This window comes from Microbacterium sp. C-MGS6, assembly GCF_058140415.1.
Window position 1 is genome coordinate 2,738,342 of the sequence record NZ_CM176934.1, and the last position, 16,647, is coordinate 2,754,988.

A 16,647-nucleotide genomic window follows, 5' to 3' on the forward strand; every position below is an offset into this window, starting at 1 on the left:
TCATCCTTCGGTGGTGAGGGTGTGTGAAGTGGACGGAACGGAGGAGTCGGTGGCCCGCAGCCAAGCCTCGAGCTGCGGTGCGAGAGTGGCGAAGTCGGCCGCGCGGAAGGTCGGGGTCGCTGCCGGGTCGGCGAAGCCCCCGATCAGCGCGGTGGCGTGGCCGCGGGCGTGTGCGGGAGCGAGATCGTTTCGCCACATGTCGCCGATGCTCAGGATGCGGGCATCGGGCGGCAGCGCATCGAGGACCTCCTCCATCCCGGCGGGCTTGCGGGCATCGGTCACGATGCGGTCGAACAGTCCCGCGAGCCCGAGGTGCTCCAGAGCCTCCGGAAGACGCACGGCGGGGGCGTTGGTCACCAGCACGCGCTCCGCTACGGGGCCGGCGGTCCGAAGGAACTCGACCAGGCCGCTCGGGACCGTGACCGGAGCCGCAGCCGTGGCGAGCTGGGCGCGGCTCGCCAGGTAGGCCGCGCTGAGCACGGCACCGTCGGCGCCGAAGCTGTCCGCCGCGCGGCGGACGACGTCGTACCCGTCGACGGCGTCGGGGCCCGCGGCGGCGAGCGCGATGCGGACGTCGTCGACGAACCGCTCCGACGCGCCCAGCGCGGTGGCCACATGTCGGGCGTAGGCGAGGACAGGGCCGTCGCCGAGCGCGATCGTGCCGTCGAAGTCGAAGAGGAGGATGGTGGTCACGGGGTTCCTTCCGTGCGGACGCTCCGTCCAGCATGGGCAAACGACATGGACGGAACGCCCACAGCGCATGAACGCCGCGTGAACACTCCGTCCACGTCGTTCCCGTATGGTGAACGCCGTGTCCGAACTCGCTGCCCTCATGCACGCCGCCGACCGCGCCGCGACCAGCACCCCGGTCGCCGCGCAGAGCGCGATCGACGCGTTGCCCCGGCTCGATGCCTCACTCCGGGCTGATCGCGATGCGAGGCGCTTCGCCGCGTGGGGCCGGTCGACCGCCGTCGACGAGAACACCGGCACGGGCGTCATCGCGCCCGCCCTGTTCGACGAGCTCCACCGGCGCGCGGGCCTGCCGGCGACCTGGCCGGTCGGTAACGCCGGGCTCCTGCACTGCTACGGCTACCTGCTCTCGCGGGAGCCCACCCCCTACGGCCTCAAGAGCGACCGCTGGCTGACCCCGGCGCTGGCTGTCGCCTGCGGACTCCCCGAGGACGCCTTCCTCCCCTGGCTCCCCGGTCCGACACTCCTGGCCCGAGCGACCGCCGCGGCCGCCGCCCTGTCCGCAGGCCTGCACGGATCCACGGTCGCCGTCGCCGGCCGCGAGAGTCGGGTCTTTCTGAGCGCGTCGGAGGGGCCGGCGGCCCTGGCCTACGCGGTCGCACCATCGCCGGGGCTCCCCCCGCTCCCGGTCACGCTCTTCCCCGTGACCGACGCGGCGGCGATCCTCACCGAGTTCCCCACGCTGCCGCGACTCCGCTGGAACGCGGCGTAGTCAGCGCCTCGCGAACGTGCGCCGCTCCGCGGCGAGAAGCCGCCGCGAGGCCGCGACATCCGCGGCGGTCCGGGCGACGAGCTCCTCGACTCCATCGAAACGGAGCGTCGGCCGGAGCAGCGCGACGAGCTCGACCGACAGCAGCTGCCCGTAGAGGTCGCGGTCGATGTCGTGGAGGTGCACCTCGAGACGCCGCGCCCGGTCGCCACAGAACGTCGGATTGACGCCGATGCTCGCCGTCGCCTCCCACCGCCGGTCGTCGCCGGGCAACAGCGCCCACGCCGCATAGATCCCATCGTCGGGCAGCAGCCGCTCGGACAGGGCGAGATTCGCGGTCGGGAAGCCGAGCAGCCGACCGCGACCGTCGCCGGGGACGACCAGGCCGGAGAGCACCCGGGGCGCCGGTCCGCTCACACGTCTCCGGCGGGCGAGATGGCGCGGTAACGGCTCTGGTGGAACACGAGCGGCTCGACGCCGTCGAAGAGCGTCACATCCTGGATCTCGTAGAGCGCGATCTCGTGGTCGCCACCGTCGAACGTGCTGTGCAGCCGGCACGTGAGCCAGAGCGCGGCGTCGTCGATCAGCACGGCCCCACCCTCCGAGCGATGCCACGCGTGGCCGCCGAACCGGTCGCCTTCGCGCGCGGACAGGGAGCGGCTGAGCGGCTCATGGTGCGCCGCGAGGACACTCATCCCCAGTTCGGGGACGGCGCGCAGCACGGGCCACGTCTTCGAGGTGCGCGCGGCGCTGACGGCGACGAGGGCGGGCTCCAACGAGATCGAGGTGAAGGAGTTGACCGCCATACCGACGGCGCGGTCCTCGACGTGCGCGGCCAGCGCGACCACACCGGTCGGGTAGACGGAGAAGGCGCGACGGAGAGCGCGGTCCCGCGGCAGGGCGTCGGTCACGGCAGTGGTCATCACGAAGTCCTTTCGGTAGTCAACTTTGACTAGTTTGGATTATATGCATTTTTGACCATACAAACAACAGGTTCCACCGCACTGAACCGTTAGCATGAAGCGCATGTCGACCACCCGCCTCGTCGTCCTCGGTGCCGTCAAGCAGTTCCAACCGGTGCACGGCTACTTCCTGCGCCGCGAGCTCATGACCTGGCACGTCGACGAGTGGGCGCACATCCAGCCCGGTTCGATCTACAACGCCCTCCGCGCGCTCGAAGTCGACGGCTACGTGGCGGAGAGCGGCACCGAGACGGAGGGCAAGCGCCCCGCGCGCACCACCTACCGCATCACCCCGGCCGGCGAGGTGGAGCTGCAGCGCATGCTGCGCGAGAACCTCTGGAACGTCGCGGCCTTCGACACCCAGGCGATCATGACCGTGGCCTCGTTCATGTTCGTCCTCAGCCGGCAGGAGGTCATCGCCGGCCTCGAGCACCGGCTCATCAAGAGCGACGCGATCATCACGCAGAACGGCTTCGACGTGCAGGACACCCTGCGCTCGGAGACGACCCCGGAGTACGTGCGCGAGATCTTCGACCTCTCCACCGCCCGACTCACCGCCGAGAAGGAGTGGCTCCTGACGCTGCTGGAGCGGCTGCGTGCCGGAGCGTACACATTCGCCGGCGAGACGGCGGAGACCACCCCTACGCGCTGATACCGCCGCGCCCAGCGCGGACTCAGCGCCGCGCTACCAGAGCCTCCAGAGCGGTGACGGACAGCGCCGGAGTGGTCGCCCCACGGTGACGGGCGACGATCGCCCCCGCGGCACAGGCACGGACGAGAGCGTGCTCGATGTCGTGACCCTGGGCGAGCCCCGCAGCGAGGGCGCCGCAGAAGGCATCCCCGGCTCCCGTCGTGTCGACGGCGTCGATGCGGAAGGCCGGCACGTGCACGCCGGGGCGCCCTGGCCGATGCAGCGTCACACCGGCGGCCCCCTCCGTGAGCACGACCGCCCCGGCGCCGGCGCCGAGGAGCCGCTCGACGCCGCCGAGTTCCGCGCACTCCGTCTCGTTCACGACCAGCACGTCCACCTCCGGCAGCAGGTCGACGGCGGCGGGGTGCGCGGGGGCGGCGTTGAGGATCGTGAGGGTCCCGGAGGCATGTGCGGCGGCCAGGGCGGCGGCGACCGCGGCGAAGGGCACCTCGAGCTGAGTGAGCATCACGGCCGCCCCGACGGTCCCGGCCACGGCGTCTTCCGGAGTGAGCTCGCCGTTCGCCCCCGCCGCCACGAGGATGCTGTTGTCGCCGTCGTCGAAGGCCAGCACGTGCGCGACCCCGGTCGGCGCGGACGCGGAGCGGCGGAGCGCGGCGTCCACTCCCGCCTCCGTCAGCGCCGCCTCCAGAACGGCGCCGGCCTCGTCCGCTCCGACGACGCCGCAGAACGTGGTCACGGCTCCCGCGCGGGCCGCGGCGACAGCCTGGTTCAGACCCTTGCCACCGGGGAAGCGGCCTCCGGCCCGGCCGAGCAGCGTCTCACCGACGCGGGGAGGACGCGACACCTCGACCACGAGGTCGAGGTTCGCGCTCCCCACGACGGCGACGCCGGCGAGGCTGTCAGACACGGGCCATCGTCCGCCGGAACGACGACCCGATGTGGGAGTCGGCGAGCGCGGGCGTCGGGGTGCCCATCAGCCGTTCCCGCAGCGACTCCGGCTCGGCTGCGGGGTCGGCGATCGCCCCGCGCTCCTTGAGGATCGGCAAGACGTGCTCGATGAAGTCGGCGGTCGAGGCCGGCGGGATCACCGGAGCGAAGAGGAAGCCGTCGAGGTCGGCGCCGTCGGCGAGCTCCATCATCCGGTCCGCCACCTGCTCCGGCGTGCCCACGATCGGGCGGGCGCCCACGCCGTGCGCGTGCCAGTCGGCCAGGACATCGCCCACCGTCTTGTCGGCGAAGCGCGCGACCTGCGTCTGCGAGAGTTCGGTGCGGAGCTCGGACATCGGCGTGCTCGGGTCGTACGACGACAGGTCGAGACCGGTGAACCAGGCGTAGGAGGCGACGGTGACCTCGGGATTCTGCGCATCGGCGACCTCCGCGTAGGTGCGGCGGGCCTCCTCCTCGGTGCTGCCGACGACCGCGGCGAACGCCGACATAATCTTCACCTCGTGCGCCGCACGGCCGTTCTTCACCGCCTCCTCGCGGATCGCCGAGGAATGCGTGCGGAGCTGCTCGACCGAGCCGCTCCCGACGAAGATCGCCTCGCCGTGCTTGCCGCCGAACTCGCGACCGGCGGGCGACGCCCCGGCCTGGAACAGCACCGGCGTGCCCTGCGGCGAGCGCTGCGTGTTGCCGTAGCCGTGCGAGCGGAAGTAGGGCCCGTCGTGCGCGATGCGGTGGACCTTGGCCGGGTCGGCGAAGCGACCGGACTTGTCGCGCTCCAGCGCCCCTTCCTCCCAGGCCCCCTCCCACAGCTTGTAGACGACCTGCATGAAGTCGTCCGCCATCAGATAGCGCTCGTCGTGTCCCACCATCGGCACGCCGAAGCCCTGCACCGCGGTGTCGGCCGTGCCGGTGGTGACGACGTTCCAGCCGATCCGGCCCCCGGACAGGATGTCGAGAGTGGCCAGGCGTCGGGCGAAGGAGTACGGCGGCTCGAGCAGGGTCGATCCGGTGGCGACCAGGCCCAGGCGGGTGGTCTCCGGGATGAGGGCGGCGAGGATGATCGCCGGGTCGAGCCGCGGCAGATCCAGGCCCTCGACGGAGCAGATCTCCGGCCGCTCACCGGCGACGTCGGCCCAGCCCCACGCGTCGGCGAGGAAGAGGAAGTCGAAGCCCGCGTTCTCGACCAGGCGCGCGGTGTCGCGCCAGTAGTCGAGCTTGTCGAAGAGGTAGCGCCGATTGTCGGGGTGGCGCCAGGTCGCGGTGCCGGAGTCGTTCGCCTGGGCGTTCTCGAAGAGTCCGAGCCGCAGGGTCTTCACGGGGTGCTGAGCGGTCATGGCGGATGCCTTCCTGGGAGTGGGGGATGGAGTCGTTCGGAGTTTCCGGGCACGCCGGGGGAACCCGGGGGCGCGGGGTCGCGCCCCCGGGACCGGGGGTCGTGCGGTCAGCCCTTCGCGGTGACCTCGCCGTCGCTCCACCACAGGACGCGCCGGCGCACGACCGCGAGGAGCACGATGAGGAGCACCCCGAGCAGGCAGAGCAGAGCGATGCTCGCCCAGGTCACGGGCAGGTTCGCCTGTGCCGCCGAGGTGGTGACGAGGGAGCCGAGACCGGCCTGCTGACCGGCCGCCACGAACTCGGCCACGGCGGCGCCGACGACGGCGAGGGGCAGTGCGATCCGCAGACCGGCGAACACGTACGGCATGCTGCCGGGGAACCGCAGCTCGCGGAAGATCTCCCACCGCGAGGCGTGCAGCGTCGTGAACACGTCGAACGCCTTCTGGTCCACGTCGCGGAGGCCGGCGAGCGAGTTCACGAGCATCGGGAAGAACACCACGAGGCCGGTGACGATGAACTTCGGCACCATGCCGAACCCGAAGGCGACGACCAGCGCCGGGGCGATCGCGACGATCGGCGTCACCATCACGATGATGACCAGCGGCATGACGGCCCGCTCGATGATCTGGAACTCGGCCATCACGACGGCCAGCAGGAAGCCCGCCAGTATGCCGGCGGAGGCCCCGACGACGACCTCCAGCAGCGTCACGAGGAAGTTCGACCAGTACATGCCCGCGTCCTCGACGAGGCTGGCGCCGATGGCCTCCAGCGTCGGCAGGACGTACGGGTTGGTCCACGCCACGATCTGCCAGAGCAGAGCCGCGATCACGAACGTGATCAGGGTCGGTCCCCACGAGCCCCAGCGGAGCCAGCCGGGGATGCCGCGGCGGGGCTGCGCCTTCAGCCGCGCCGTGGCGAGGGTGGCGGTGGTGTCTCTCATCGTCAGCTCAGACATGGGCCTTCTCCGTCTGCGCGCGCAGCGCACCGCGCACGACTGCCTCCAGGTCGCGGAACTCGTCCGTCGCATACGCCTCCTCGGTCCGGGGCCGCGGAAGGTTCACATCGATCACCTCGGCGATGCGGCCAGGGTGGGCCGCCATCACCACGATCCGGTCGGAGAGCATGATCGCCTCCGGCACCGAGTGCGTGACGAACATCACGGCCTTGCGGTTCGACTGCCAGAAGTCCAGCAGGGCGATGCGCTGCAGGTCGCGGTTCATCTCGTCGAGGGCGGAGAACGGCTCGTCCATCAGCATGATCGCCGGGTCGAACACGAAGGCCCTGGCGATGGCGGCGCGCTGCTGCATACCGCCGGAGAGCTGCCCCGGGTACTTCTTCAGCGCATGGCCGAGCCCGAAGGTCGACAGCAGCTCGGCGGGGTCGCGGAGGGCGCGGTCGCCGTTGGCCCCGCGGTTGATCCGCACGGGGAGCTCGACGTTCTCGCGCACCGTCTTCCACGGCAGGAGCGCCGGGGACTGCGGGACGAGACCGATCTTCTTGTCGCGGGAGGCCGCCGTGACGCTCTCGCCGTCGATCGTGACGGTGCCGGAGTCGGCGTCGAGGAGTCCGGCGACCACCTTGAGCAGCGTGGACTTGCCGCATCCGCTGGGACCGATGACCGACACGAACTCGCCCATGCCGATCGTGAGGCTCACATCGTCGAGCACCGTCACCTGGGCTCCGTCGACACCGAAGGACTTCGAGACGTTCCTGACCTCGACGCCCGCGCCGTGTGCCGCGGTCATCACTTCTCCGCCCAGACGAGGGTGTCGCCGTCGTACAGGTCGGCCACGAGATCCGGGTCCATCATGTCGGCGATGGCGGGGAGGTCCTTGACGTCGCCGTACTCCTGCACGATCTCGTACTCGGGCTGCCACATGTCCTCGGTCTGCACGCCGGGGTTGCCGCCCGCGCTCTCGCGCACCCAGGCCGACTCGACCTCCCACGTACGGGCGAGCTGATCGCGCGGGAACGCCGCACCCTGGCCGTTCTCCTCCGCGAGGGCCGCCAGCATGTCGATGCATTCGTCCGCCTCGTCGAGGCAGAACTGCAGGGCCTTGAGGCTCGCGCGCATGAAGTCGGCGGCGACCTCACGGTGCTCGTCGAGGAAGCGCGAGTTCACCTCCATGACGTTGTACGTGCCCTCGACGCCCAGGTCGGAGGGCAGGAACTCGCTGAACGGGAGGTCCTGTGCCTTGAGGGTCTGCGGCTGGTTGGAGGCGTAGCCGACGATCGCGTCGACCTGCTCGCGCACCACGACGGTCGGGTCGTAGTTGGTCATCTTCACCATCTCGACCTTCGAGACGTCGACCCCGGCCTCATCGAGCATGGCCGAGGCGATGGGCGTGAGGTTGATGAAGTACCCCAGCGAGCCGCCTTCGAGGTCGGTGAGATCGGTGAGCTTCTCGTTGCCGAAGATCGAGAACGGCGGGGTCGTGCCGTAGGTCGCTACCGCGGTGAGGTTCTTGCTGTTCGCCGCGGCGAGCATCACATCGGAGGCGGAGCCGAGAGCGGTGAACTGCGCCTGCCCAGAGGCGACGAGCTGCTGCCCGTTCGCACCGGACGCGTTGATCTCCACGTCGAGGCAGAGGTCGTCGAAGTAGCCCAGCTCCTTCGCCAGGAACACGTCGAGCTGCCCGGCGCTGGCGGAGTAGCCGTAGCCGGAGATGTAGGTGATGGTGCCGGCATCCTGGTTGCGCTGGCAGGCGTCGCTGCCGCCCGCGCTCGTGGGGGCGGTATCGCCGCCGGGCGCCGGCGAGGAGCATGCTCCGAGCGTCAGCGTGGCGGCGAGAACGCACGTCAGGGTGGCAGTGGTGCGGAATCGGGTTTCCGCAGAGGAAGTAGCCATGAGGGTCCCTTCTCGGCCGTTCGTCATTGATGGCTCGATGAAAGTAACATAGTCAATCTTGACTAAGCAAGATCAAACTAACTCCATCCGCACGATCCGGTGACGGATGCACGACTCCCCCGGGCCTCGGCTCGTGCGCGCGCAACACGGTCGTGCATCCGTGGCCCGGGGAGAGAACGAGAAGGAACAGTGTCCAGGACGGAACGGGACGGGACGGGCGGATTCAGACCGGGGTCGAGCGGAGCGGCCAGGCGGGCCACCAGCCGTCGTCGAGCCCGCGAAGCAGGGCGGCCGTGCGCTCTCGCGCCTCCGCGGGCATCTCCGGAGCGGGGCCTGAGCTGCTCTCCCGCCGGTCGCCGTCCGGCGACCGGATCTCGGTGTACAGCCACGCGCGGCGGCCGACGGGATACTTCTCCCGGAAGCCACCGGCGGCGACCGACAGCAGGATCCGCTCCAGCTCGTCCGCCGCCGTCTCGGCGGTCTCGTCGCAGGCATCGCAGATGCACGACGGCACGATCGCGTGGAAGTGGGCGCCCGCCTCGACGCTGACGGAGGGAACGGTCGGCGTGATGACGACTCGCGCACCGCGCGCCGGTTCGAGCACGACGCGCTCCGTCCCGTCCTCCCCCGACTCTCGCCGCGCCTCGACCTCGTACTCGCGGGAGAGGTGCTCGACGAGCGCGTCGACCACGAGAAGCAGCGGTGCGAAGCGCTCCGGGTGGCTCTCCCGAGAGTACGACTCCTCCGGCGCGATGCCATCGGGCCAGCGGCGTCCGTAACGGATGACCTCGCCGCGGTCGTCGTGGAAGGTCAGGGGCGGGAGAGCGGGCCGGACATACGCGCGCGCCGGGACGACGACGACCGCGGGAGCGGAATCCTCCGCGGACAGCGCTCTCATCTCCTCGTCATCGATGTCGTCCTGCTCCCACGACGCGAGCATCTGCAGGAACGCATCCCGCTGGTCGGGCTGCTGCACCATCCCCTGCACGAGACCCGCGACCGGGATGGAGAGGGTGTTCGTCCCGATCTCCGGCTCGCTCGTCATCCGCCAGGTCGCGGCCGGGTGCACGACCGCGATGACGTTGCCGACGAAGCGCGCGGCGGCCGCCGCGAGGTCCGGGCGGTCGAGGATCTCCGGACGCGCTGCCACCACATCCCACGTCGCCGCGAGGTCGTCGGCCAGCAGCGCGGGGTCGATCCCGAGGCCCCGCAGGAAGTCGGCGAACGGCTCGAAACCGTCGACGAAGCGGACCGGCCGCGGGGCCTCCGCCGGCGATGGCATCCACAGGATCGCGGCGGCACCCGCCTCGGGCATCGGGCCGAAGGGGCCGGGGAAGACGGCACTGCTCATCGACCGAGCGTACCGAGCGGGATCACCGGGGCGCGTGGGACTCCAGGAACTCGTACACATCGGTGGTGTCCACGCCGGGGAAGGCACCGGTGGGCAGCGTCGCCAGCAGCGTGCGCGGGGTCTTCACGTTGGGCCAGGAGTTCTCGCGCCACCGCTCCTCCAGCTCGGCGGGAGCCCGACGGCAGCACACCTCGACCGAGTGCTTCGACACACCGCGGTGCGGGGTGTCCCGGCCGACGAACCACTTCGTGTCATCGAACCGCACCCCGACGCTCACCGAGTGCAGACCCTCGCTCGATGCCTCCACACGGGCGGTGCACCAGTAGGTGCCGTTCCCGGTGTCGGTGTACTGGTAGTAGGGGTTGAAGCGGTCGTCCTCGTCGAACACCACCCGGGAGGTCCACCGGCGGCAGCACATCTGCCCCTCGATGGCGCCGAGCCGGTCGGTCGGGAAGTTCACGTCGTCGTTCTCGTACGCCTTGGTGATGGTGCCCGACTCATGCACCTTGAGGAAGTGCACGGGGATGTCGAGGTGCCGCGTCGCGAGGTTCGTGAACCGGTGCGCCGCCGTCTCATACGACACCGAGTATGCGTCACGGAGGTCTTCGATGGAGATCGCCCTCCGCTGCTTGGCATCCTGCAAAGCGGGGACGACGTGCGCCTCCGGGATGAGCAGGGCACCGGTGAGGTAGTTCGTCTCCACCCGCTGCCGGAGGAACTCGGCGTAACTGCGCGGCTCGGAGTGCCCCAGGATGCGGCTCGACAGCGCCTGCAGCACCGCGGTGCGTGCGTCTCCCTTCGCCGGGACGCTGCTCGACAGGTACAGCCGGCCGTTGGCGAGGTCGGCGACGCTGCGGGTCGTCTGCGGCAGGTCGGGAGCGTAGTGGAGGGTGAAGCCGAGATGGGCCGCGATCTCCGAGGCGGTGCGCTGGGTCAGCGGTCCCCCGGGATGGCCGACGGCCGCGAGGATCTCGGCCGCCTTCGCCTCCAGCTCGGCGAAGTGGTTGTCCTGCCGGCGCATCAGATGCCGCAGTTCGACGTTGGCGCGCCGGGCCTCCTCCGGGGTCGCGGCGCGCTCGTCCTTGAGTCGGTCGATCTCCCCCTGCAGCGCCAGCAGCGCCTTCAGCGCCTCCGTCGGCACACTCTTGGCGATGCGGAACGGCGCGATGCCCAGCGCCTGGAACGTCTGCCCCTTCATCGCGCGCTCCAGGGCGATCTCGATCGCGCTGCGCTCGTCAAGCGGCTCCCCCGTGAGCAGCGCGTCGATGGTCACCCCGAGCGCGCGGGCGATCGCCTGGAGTTGCGTGAGCTTGGGCTCGCGCTTGCCCGTCTCGATCATCGACATCTGGCTCGGCGCCCGCTCGACCGCGGCCGCGAGCTCTTCGAGCGTCAGGCCCCGCGCGGTGCGCAGCTGGCGGATGCGCCGCCCGACAGTGAGGGCGTCGGTCTCTTCCGTGGTGTCGTCCATGTCGGCTCCTCTCAGCCCACCGCCGTCCGCGTCGGTGCGGGACGGGAGAAGCTCCGCGCGAGGCCGCGCCGGGGTCTTTCCTGATCCCGCGAGGCCGCGTGAGCGGTGCGTGCGGGCCGAGTCTGTCACGAAAACAGAAATTCAGGCAAACTTCTCCTCGATTCGGCACCGGAGAGGCACAGAACTTCACACACAGTGGAGGCACGCCATCGGCACCGACGCCGATTCCCATCCGAGGAGACACCATGACGAACACCGCAGCGACCCCCACCCCGCGCCCCGCCGGCCTGCGCGCCGGCGATCAGGTCCAGACGGCGGCGGAGCTCCAGGAGATCTGGGACACCGACCCGCGCTGGGACGGTGTCGAGCGCACGTACTCCGCCGAAGACGTCGTCCGCATCCGCGGCTCGGTCCGCGAGGACGCCACCCTCGCCCACCGCGGTGCGGAGAACCTCTGGAACCTCCTGCACACGGAGGACTACATCCGGGCGCTCGGCGCCTACACCGGCGGCCAAGCCGTGCAGCAGGTGCGCGCCGGCCTGAAGGCCATCTACCTCTCCGGATGGCAGGTCGCCGCCGACGGCAACCTCGCCGGACAGACCTACCCCGACCAGTCGCTCTATCCGGCGAACTCGGTCCCGGCGGTCGTGCGTCGCATCAACAACGCCCTGCTCCGGCAGGACCAGCTCGAGCACGCCGAGGGTGAGATCACGCAGGACTGGCTCGCGCCGATCGTCGCCGACGCCGAGGCCGGCTTCGGCGGACCGCTGAACGCGTACGAACTCGCGCAGTCGCTCATCCAGTCCGGTGCCGCCGGCATCCACTGGGAGGACCAGCTCGCGAGCGAGAAGAAGTGCGGCCACCTCGGCGGCAAGGTGCTCGTGCCCACGCAGCAGCACATCCGCACTCTCAACGCGGCCCGTCTCGCGGCGGACGTCGCCGGTGTTCCGACCGTCATCATCGCCCGCACCGACGCCCTCGCCGCCGATCTGCTCACGAGCGACGTCGACGAACGCGACCGGGAGTTCACCACCGGCGAGCGCACGTCCGAGGGCTTCTACCGGGTTCGCCCCGGCATCGAGTCGGTCATCAGCCGCGGCCTCGCCTTCGCCCCGTACGCCGACCTGCTCTGGGTCGAGACCGGAGAGCCGGACATCGAGCTGGCCCGGGAGTTCGCCACGGCAATCCACGCGCAGTTCCCCGGTAAGCTCCTGGCCTACAACTGCTCCCCGAGCTTCAACTGGAAGCGCCACCTGTCGGACGCCGAGATCGCGACGTTCCAGCAGGAGCTGGCAGACCTGGGCTACAAGTTCCAGTTCATCACCCTGGCCGGGTTCCACGCCCTGAACCACTCCATGTTCTACCTCGCCCGCGGTTATGCCGAGCGCGCCATGAGCGCCTACGTCGAGCTGCAGGAGGCCGAGTTCGCCGCCGAGGCCGACGGCTACACCGCCACCAAGCACCAGCGCGAGGCGGGCACCGGCTACTTCGACGTCATCTCCACCGCGCTCAACCCCGACAGCGCGACCCTCGCCCTCGCCGGCTCCACCGAGACCGCCCAGTTCCACTGACCCCCGTTTTCTCCCCCCACTTCCCCCGAGACCCCAGGTTCTCGTCGAGACCCCGCCCCGCACACGCCGGGAGCCCGGGGTCTCGACGACAACCCGGGGGCTCGGCATAAGGCAAAGGACACCATCATGACCACCGCACCGATGCAGACGACCCGACAGGGCCCCGCGATCGAGATCGCCGGGCCCATGCGCGACCGCTACGACGAGATCCTGACCCCGGAGGCGATCGCCTTCCTCACCGAACTCCACCACCGGTTCGCCTCCCGCCGCCACGACCGGCTGGCCGACCGGATGCGTCGCCGCTTCGAGATCGGCAACGGACACGACCCGCAGTTCCGAGAGGACACCGCGCACATCCGCCAGGACACCACCTGGCGGGTCGCCGGCGCCGGACCGGGACTCGAGGACCGCCGCGTCGAGATCACCGGGCCCACCGATCCGAAGATGACCGTCAACGCCCTGAACTCCGGTGCGCGGGTGTGGCTCGCCGATCAGGAGGACGCCACGAGCCCCACCTGGAAGAACGTCATCGAGGGGCAGCTGTCCCTCCGCGACGCAATCCGCGGCGAGCTCTCCTTCACCTCCCCCGAGGGCAAGGAGTACCGGGTCACCGCTGAGCGCACGCCCACGATCGTGATGCGCCCCCGTGGCTGGCATCTGCCGGAGAAGCACCTCACCTTCATCGACCGCGCCGGCCGGCCCACGTCGGCATCCGGCTCCCTGGTCGACTTCGGTCTCTACTTCCTGCACAACGCGCAGGCGCTGATCGAGGCCGGCCGCGGACCGTACTTCTACATCGCCAAGCTCGAGTCCAGCGAAGAGGCGAAGCTGTGGGACGACGTGTTCTCCTTCAGCGAGGAGTACATCGGCATCCCGCACGGCACCATCCGCGCGACCGTGCTGATCGAGACCCTGCCGGCCGCGTTCGAGATGGATGAGATCCTGTACGAGCTGCGCGACCACTGCGCGGGCCTCAACGCCGGACGCTGGGACTACATCTTCTCCATCATCAAGAACTACCGCGGCCGCGGCGCCCGCTTCGTGCTCCCCGACCGCAGCGAGGTCACGATGACGGTGCCCTTCATGCGGGCGTACACCGAGCTCCTCGTGCAGACCTGCCACAAGCGCGGAGCCTTCGCGATCGGCGGCATGAGCGCGTTCATCCCGAACCGCCGCGACCCCGAGGTGACGGCACGCGCGGTCGAGAAGGTGTCGGCTGACAAGAAGCGCGAGGCCGGCGACGGCTTCGACGGCACCTGGGTCGCCCACCCCGACCTGATCCCGACGGCTCAGGCCGAGTTCGACGCCGTGCTCGGCGACCGCCCGGACCAGGTCGACCGTCAGCGCGACGACGTGCACGTGGAGGCGCGCGACCTGCTCGACCTGCACATCGGTCGTCCGATCACCGCGCAGGGCGTGCGGGACAACGTGTCCGTCGCCATCCGCTACCTGGAGGCGTGGCTGCGCGGACTCGGCGCCGTGGCCATCGACAACCTCATGGAGGACGCCGCGACCGCGGAGATCAGCCGCTCGCAGGTGTGGCAGTGGATCCATCAGGACCGCACCACGCAGGACGGCACGGCCATCACGGTCGAGTACGTCGAGGGGCTGATCGCGGACGTGCTCAGCGAGGTCGACAGGCGCGAGCGTGACCGCTTCGACGACGCCGCCGAGATCTTCCGCGAGGTCGCGCTCCGCGAGGAGTTCCCCACCTTCCTCACCCTGGGCGCCTACAGCCGGTTCCTGGTCGACGAGGACTGACGACGCGAGGATGCCGCAGGCCGTGGGGTCTGCGGCATCGCCGCGTCGTGCCCGGCCCGCCCGCTCCCTGCCGGGCGTAGCCTGGAGCCATGAGCGACGTATGGAGCAGCATCGCCGAGGAGTTCCTGCACCTCTATCCGCGCGGACGACGACTGCTCGCGGTCGCCGGTGCGGATGCCGAGCGCTCCCGCGCAGCCGCGGACGACCTCGCGACAGCCCTGACCACGGCGGGCCAGACCGTCGAGCGTGCGCACACCGTTGACGGGGACGAAGCCGCCCTCCGCGCCGACGTGGTGGGCCCCTTCCGTGCCACGGACAGCGGAGCTGTGCTCCTCGTGTCCGGCCCGGGCCCGATCGTGGCTCCGAGTACGCGCGGGATGTGGAACTACGTCCTCTGGCAGCTCGCGGGGGACGAGCCCCCGCACACCGCGGCGAACGCCCTGGTCGACGTGACCGATCCGGCCCATCCCACCCGGCGTTTCGCCGACTACTGCGCAGTCCCCTCCTCGTTCGAGACCTGAGTCGCCGCCCGCCGACTCAGTGGAACGACGCGGCGACCGAGTTGCGGTGGTAATCGAACACGATGCTCGTGCGGGTCGACGCCACGCTGCTCTGCGCGGACAGGTGCTCGAGCACGAACTCGCGCATCTCCGAGGAGTCGGCGACGGCGATGTGCAGGAGGAAGTCGTCGTCACCGCCGAGGAAGAACACCTGGATCACCTGCGGCAGCGCGCGCACCCGATCGGCGAACTCGACGATGCTCTCCCGTCGGGCGGCCGGACGCAGGCTGACGCCGATGATCGCCTGGAGTCCGGCGCCGAGCTCGCGTTCGTCGACGCTCGCATGGAAGCCGGTGATGACCCCGCGCTCGATCAGCCCGCGCAGCCGTGCGTGCGCCGTCGACGGCGCGACTCCCAGTCGCCCGGCGAGCTCCGCGTTCGTCATCCTCCCGTCGGCGGTGAGGAGCTGCACGATCCGCGCGTCGATGGGGTCGAGGGCGGGCGCCCGAACGCTGTTCGGCTCGGACGACGCGGAGGCGGTGGTCATACGAAGCATTATTCAGGATTCGACCCGTCGCCGAAGACTCTTCACTGATTCTGTCCATCTCGCGACGTTTCTGCGATCCTTGTCTGCACCCTGCGCCCCGACACCTGGAGGATCGATGAAGATCGGCGTCCCGACCGAAGTCAAGAACAACGAGAACCGCGTCGCCCTCACCCCGGCCGGCGCCGATCGGCTCGTGCGGGAGGGACACCGCGTGCTCGTGCAGTCGGGTGCCGGCATCGGATCGAGCATCGACGACGACGCGTACCGCGCGGCTGGTGCGGAGATCGTGGACACCGCCGCCGACGCCTGGGGAGAGGCCGACCTGCTCATCAAGGTCAAGGAACCCGTCGCCGAGGAATACGGCTTCCTCCGACCCGACCTCACGCTCTTCACCTACCTCCACCTCGCGGCGGACCGTCCGCTGACCGAGGCCCTCGTCGCCGCAGGGACGACGGCCGTCGCCTACGAGACCGTGCAGCTGCCCGACCGCACGCTGCCCCTGCTCGTGCCGATGAGCGAGATCGCCGGTCGCCTGTCCGTCATCATGGGCTCCCACTCGCTGCTGCGCTCGCAGGGCGGCCGCGGCATGCTGCTGGGCGGCATCGCCGGCACTCCCCGGGCCAAGACCGTGGTCATCGGCGGTGGCGTCGCCGGAGAGCACGCGGCCGCGAACGCGCTCGGACTCGGATCGAAGGTCACCGTCGTCGACGTGGCGCTCCCCCGGCTGCGCGAGCTCGAGCACCGCTACGGCGGCGCTCTGGAGACCCGGGCATCGAGCCGCTACGACATCGCCGAGGAGCTGACGTCGGCGGATCTCGTCATCGGCTCGGTCCTCATCCCCGGTGCCGCGGCCCCCAAGCTGGTGACCGACGACATGGTCGCCGCCATGAAGCCGGGGTCCGTGCTCGTCGACATCGCGATCGACCAGGGCGGGTGCTTCGAGGGCTCCCGTCCGACCACGCACGACGACCCGACCTTCGCGGTGCACGACTCGATCTACTACTGCGTCGCGAACATGCCGGGAGCCGTGCCGACGACCGCGACCCGGGCGCTGACGAACGCCACTCTCCCCTACGTCTCGGCCATCGCCGCCAAGGGCTGGGAGCGGGCGGCCTCCGACGACGCTGCCCTCGCGAAGGGGCTCAACGTGCAGGGCGGGCGCATCACGCTGGACGCCGTCGCGCAGGCCCACGGCCTCTCCACCGACTGACCTGTCGAACCCGAAAGAACCTCGGATCTTGGCGGCAT

The 16,647-nt window shown here is 70.4% G+C and carries 17 protein-coding genes; 6 read left to right on the forward strand and 11 right to left on the reverse strand.

Annotation, left to right across the window (positions count from 1 at the left end; translation table 11 throughout):
* A complete protein-coding gene (locus AC3B5L_RS13455) occupies positions 1 to 693 on the reverse strand; it encodes an HAD family hydrolase (RefSeq protein WP_259951344.1) in 693 nt (230 codons plus the stop codon).
* Between the two features lie 118 nt (positions 694 to 811).
* Between AC3B5L_RS13455 and AC3B5L_RS13460 the strand changes: the two genes are divergently transcribed.
* Entirely contained in the window at positions 812 to 1,462 is a 651-nt protein-coding gene (locus tag AC3B5L_RS13460) for an amino acid deaminase (protein WP_259951343.1), read from the forward strand.
* Here AC3B5L_RS13460 and AC3B5L_RS13465 read toward each other — a convergent pair whose 3' ends face one another.
* Both AC3B5L_RS13465 and AC3B5L_RS13470 read right to left on the reverse strand, forming a co-directional pair.
* On the reverse strand, positions 1,463 to 1,876 hold the full coding sequence (locus tag AC3B5L_RS13465; protein ID WP_259951342.1) for a riboflavin kinase: 414 nt from the start codon (positions 1,874 to 1,876) through the stop codon (positions 1,463 to 1,465).
* Positions 1,873 to 2,382, reverse strand: coding sequence for a flavin reductase family protein (locus AC3B5L_RS13470; RefSeq protein ID WP_187662209.1), 510 nt, complete (start codon positions 2,380 to 2,382; stop codon positions 1,873 to 1,875). Before AC3B5L_RS13470 ends, AC3B5L_RS13465 begins: the two co-directional genes overlap by 4 nt.
* Positions 2,383 to 2,485: 103 nt before the next feature.
* Between AC3B5L_RS13470 and AC3B5L_RS13475 the strand changes: the two genes are divergently transcribed.
* Entirely contained in the window at positions 2,486 to 3,073 is a 588-nt protein-coding gene (locus AC3B5L_RS13475) for a PadR family transcriptional regulator (protein ID WP_187662210.1), read from the forward strand.
* A gap of 22 nt (positions 3,074 to 3,095) precedes the next feature.
* On the opposite strand, the gene AC3B5L_RS13480 is transcribed toward AC3B5L_RS13475, so the two are convergent.
* The 7 genes from AC3B5L_RS13480 to AC3B5L_RS13510 form a co-directional block, all read right to left on the reverse strand.
* On the reverse strand, positions 3,096 to 3,980 hold the full coding sequence (locus tag AC3B5L_RS13480) for a ribokinase (RefSeq protein WP_187662211.1): 885 nt from the start codon (positions 3,978 to 3,980) through the stop codon (positions 3,096 to 3,098).
* A complete protein-coding gene (locus AC3B5L_RS13485; RefSeq protein WP_259951340.1) occupies positions 3,973 to 5,352 on the reverse strand; it encodes an NtaA/DmoA family FMN-dependent monooxygenase in 1,380 nt (459 codons plus the stop codon). Before AC3B5L_RS13485 ends, AC3B5L_RS13480 begins: the two co-directional genes overlap by 8 nt.
* A 107-nt stretch (positions 5,353 to 5,459) precedes the next feature.
* On the reverse strand, positions 5,460 to 6,308 hold the full coding sequence (locus AC3B5L_RS13490; RefSeq protein ID WP_187662213.1) for an ABC transporter permease: 849 nt from the start codon (positions 6,306 to 6,308) through the stop codon (positions 5,460 to 5,462).
* Complete coding sequence (locus AC3B5L_RS13495; protein ID WP_187662214.1) at positions 6,301 to 7,098, reverse strand: ABC transporter ATP-binding protein; 798 nt, start codon at positions 7,096 to 7,098, stop codon at positions 6,301 to 6,303. Before AC3B5L_RS13495 ends, AC3B5L_RS13490 begins: the two co-directional genes overlap by 8 nt.
* Positions 7,098 to 8,201: an ABC transporter substrate-binding protein gene (locus AC3B5L_RS13500; protein ID WP_259954413.1), complete on the reverse strand. Its 1,104-nt coding sequence runs from the start codon at positions 8,199 to 8,201 to the stop codon at positions 7,098 to 7,100. Before AC3B5L_RS13500 ends, AC3B5L_RS13495 begins: the two co-directional genes overlap by 1 nt.
* A 223-nt stretch (positions 8,202 to 8,424) precedes the next feature.
* Complete coding sequence (locus tag AC3B5L_RS13505; RefSeq protein WP_259954415.1) at positions 8,425 to 9,552, reverse strand: DUF6226 family protein; 1,128 nt, start codon at positions 9,550 to 9,552, stop codon at positions 8,425 to 8,427.
* Positions 9,553 to 9,574: 22 nt separating this feature from the next.
* On the reverse strand, positions 9,575 to 11,020 hold the full coding sequence (locus tag AC3B5L_RS13510) for a helix-turn-helix transcriptional regulator (RefSeq protein ID WP_259954416.1): 1,446 nt from the start codon (positions 11,018 to 11,020) through the stop codon (positions 9,575 to 9,577).
* Positions 11,021 to 11,265: 245 nt separating this feature from the next.
* Here AC3B5L_RS13510 and aceA point away from each other — a divergent pair, with 245 nt between their 5' ends.
* The 3 genes from aceA to AC3B5L_RS13525 all read left to right on the forward strand — a co-directional run bounded on the left by aceA (position 11,266) and on the right by AC3B5L_RS13525 (position 14,873).
* Positions 11,266 to 12,591 carry an isocitrate lyase gene (gene aceA, locus AC3B5L_RS13515; protein ID WP_259954417.1) on the forward strand — a complete coding sequence of 442 codons (1,326 nt, stop codon included), beginning with the start codon at positions 11,266 to 11,268 and terminating at the stop codon, positions 12,589 to 12,591.
* Between the two features lie 126 nt (positions 12,592 to 12,717).
* Positions 12,718 to 14,352: a malate synthase A gene (gene aceB / locus AC3B5L_RS13520; RefSeq protein WP_259954418.1), complete on the forward strand. Its 1,635-nt coding sequence runs from the start codon at positions 12,718 to 12,720 to the stop codon at positions 14,350 to 14,352.
* Positions 14,353 to 14,441: 89 nt separating this feature from the next.
* Positions 14,442 to 14,873 carry a hypothetical protein gene (locus AC3B5L_RS13525; RefSeq protein WP_259954419.1) on the forward strand — a complete coding sequence of 144 codons (432 nt, stop codon included), beginning with the start codon at positions 14,442 to 14,444 and terminating at the stop codon, positions 14,871 to 14,873.
* A 16-nt stretch (positions 14,874 to 14,889) separates the two neighbouring features.
* On the opposite strand, the gene AC3B5L_RS13530 is transcribed toward AC3B5L_RS13525, so the two are convergent.
* Complete coding sequence (locus tag AC3B5L_RS13530) at positions 14,890 to 15,408, reverse strand: Lrp/AsnC family transcriptional regulator (protein WP_187662221.1); 519 nt, start codon at positions 15,406 to 15,408, stop codon at positions 14,890 to 14,892.
* A gap of 106 nt (positions 15,409 to 15,514) precedes the next feature.
* Here AC3B5L_RS13530 and ald point away from each other — a divergent pair, with 106 nt between their 5' ends.
* Positions 15,515 to 16,609, forward strand: a complete 1,095-nt coding sequence (ald, locus tag AC3B5L_RS13535) for an alanine dehydrogenase (protein ID WP_268776668.1) — start codon at positions 15,515 to 15,517, stop codon at positions 16,607 to 16,609.
* Positions 16,610 to 16,647 lie beyond the last annotated feature (38 nt).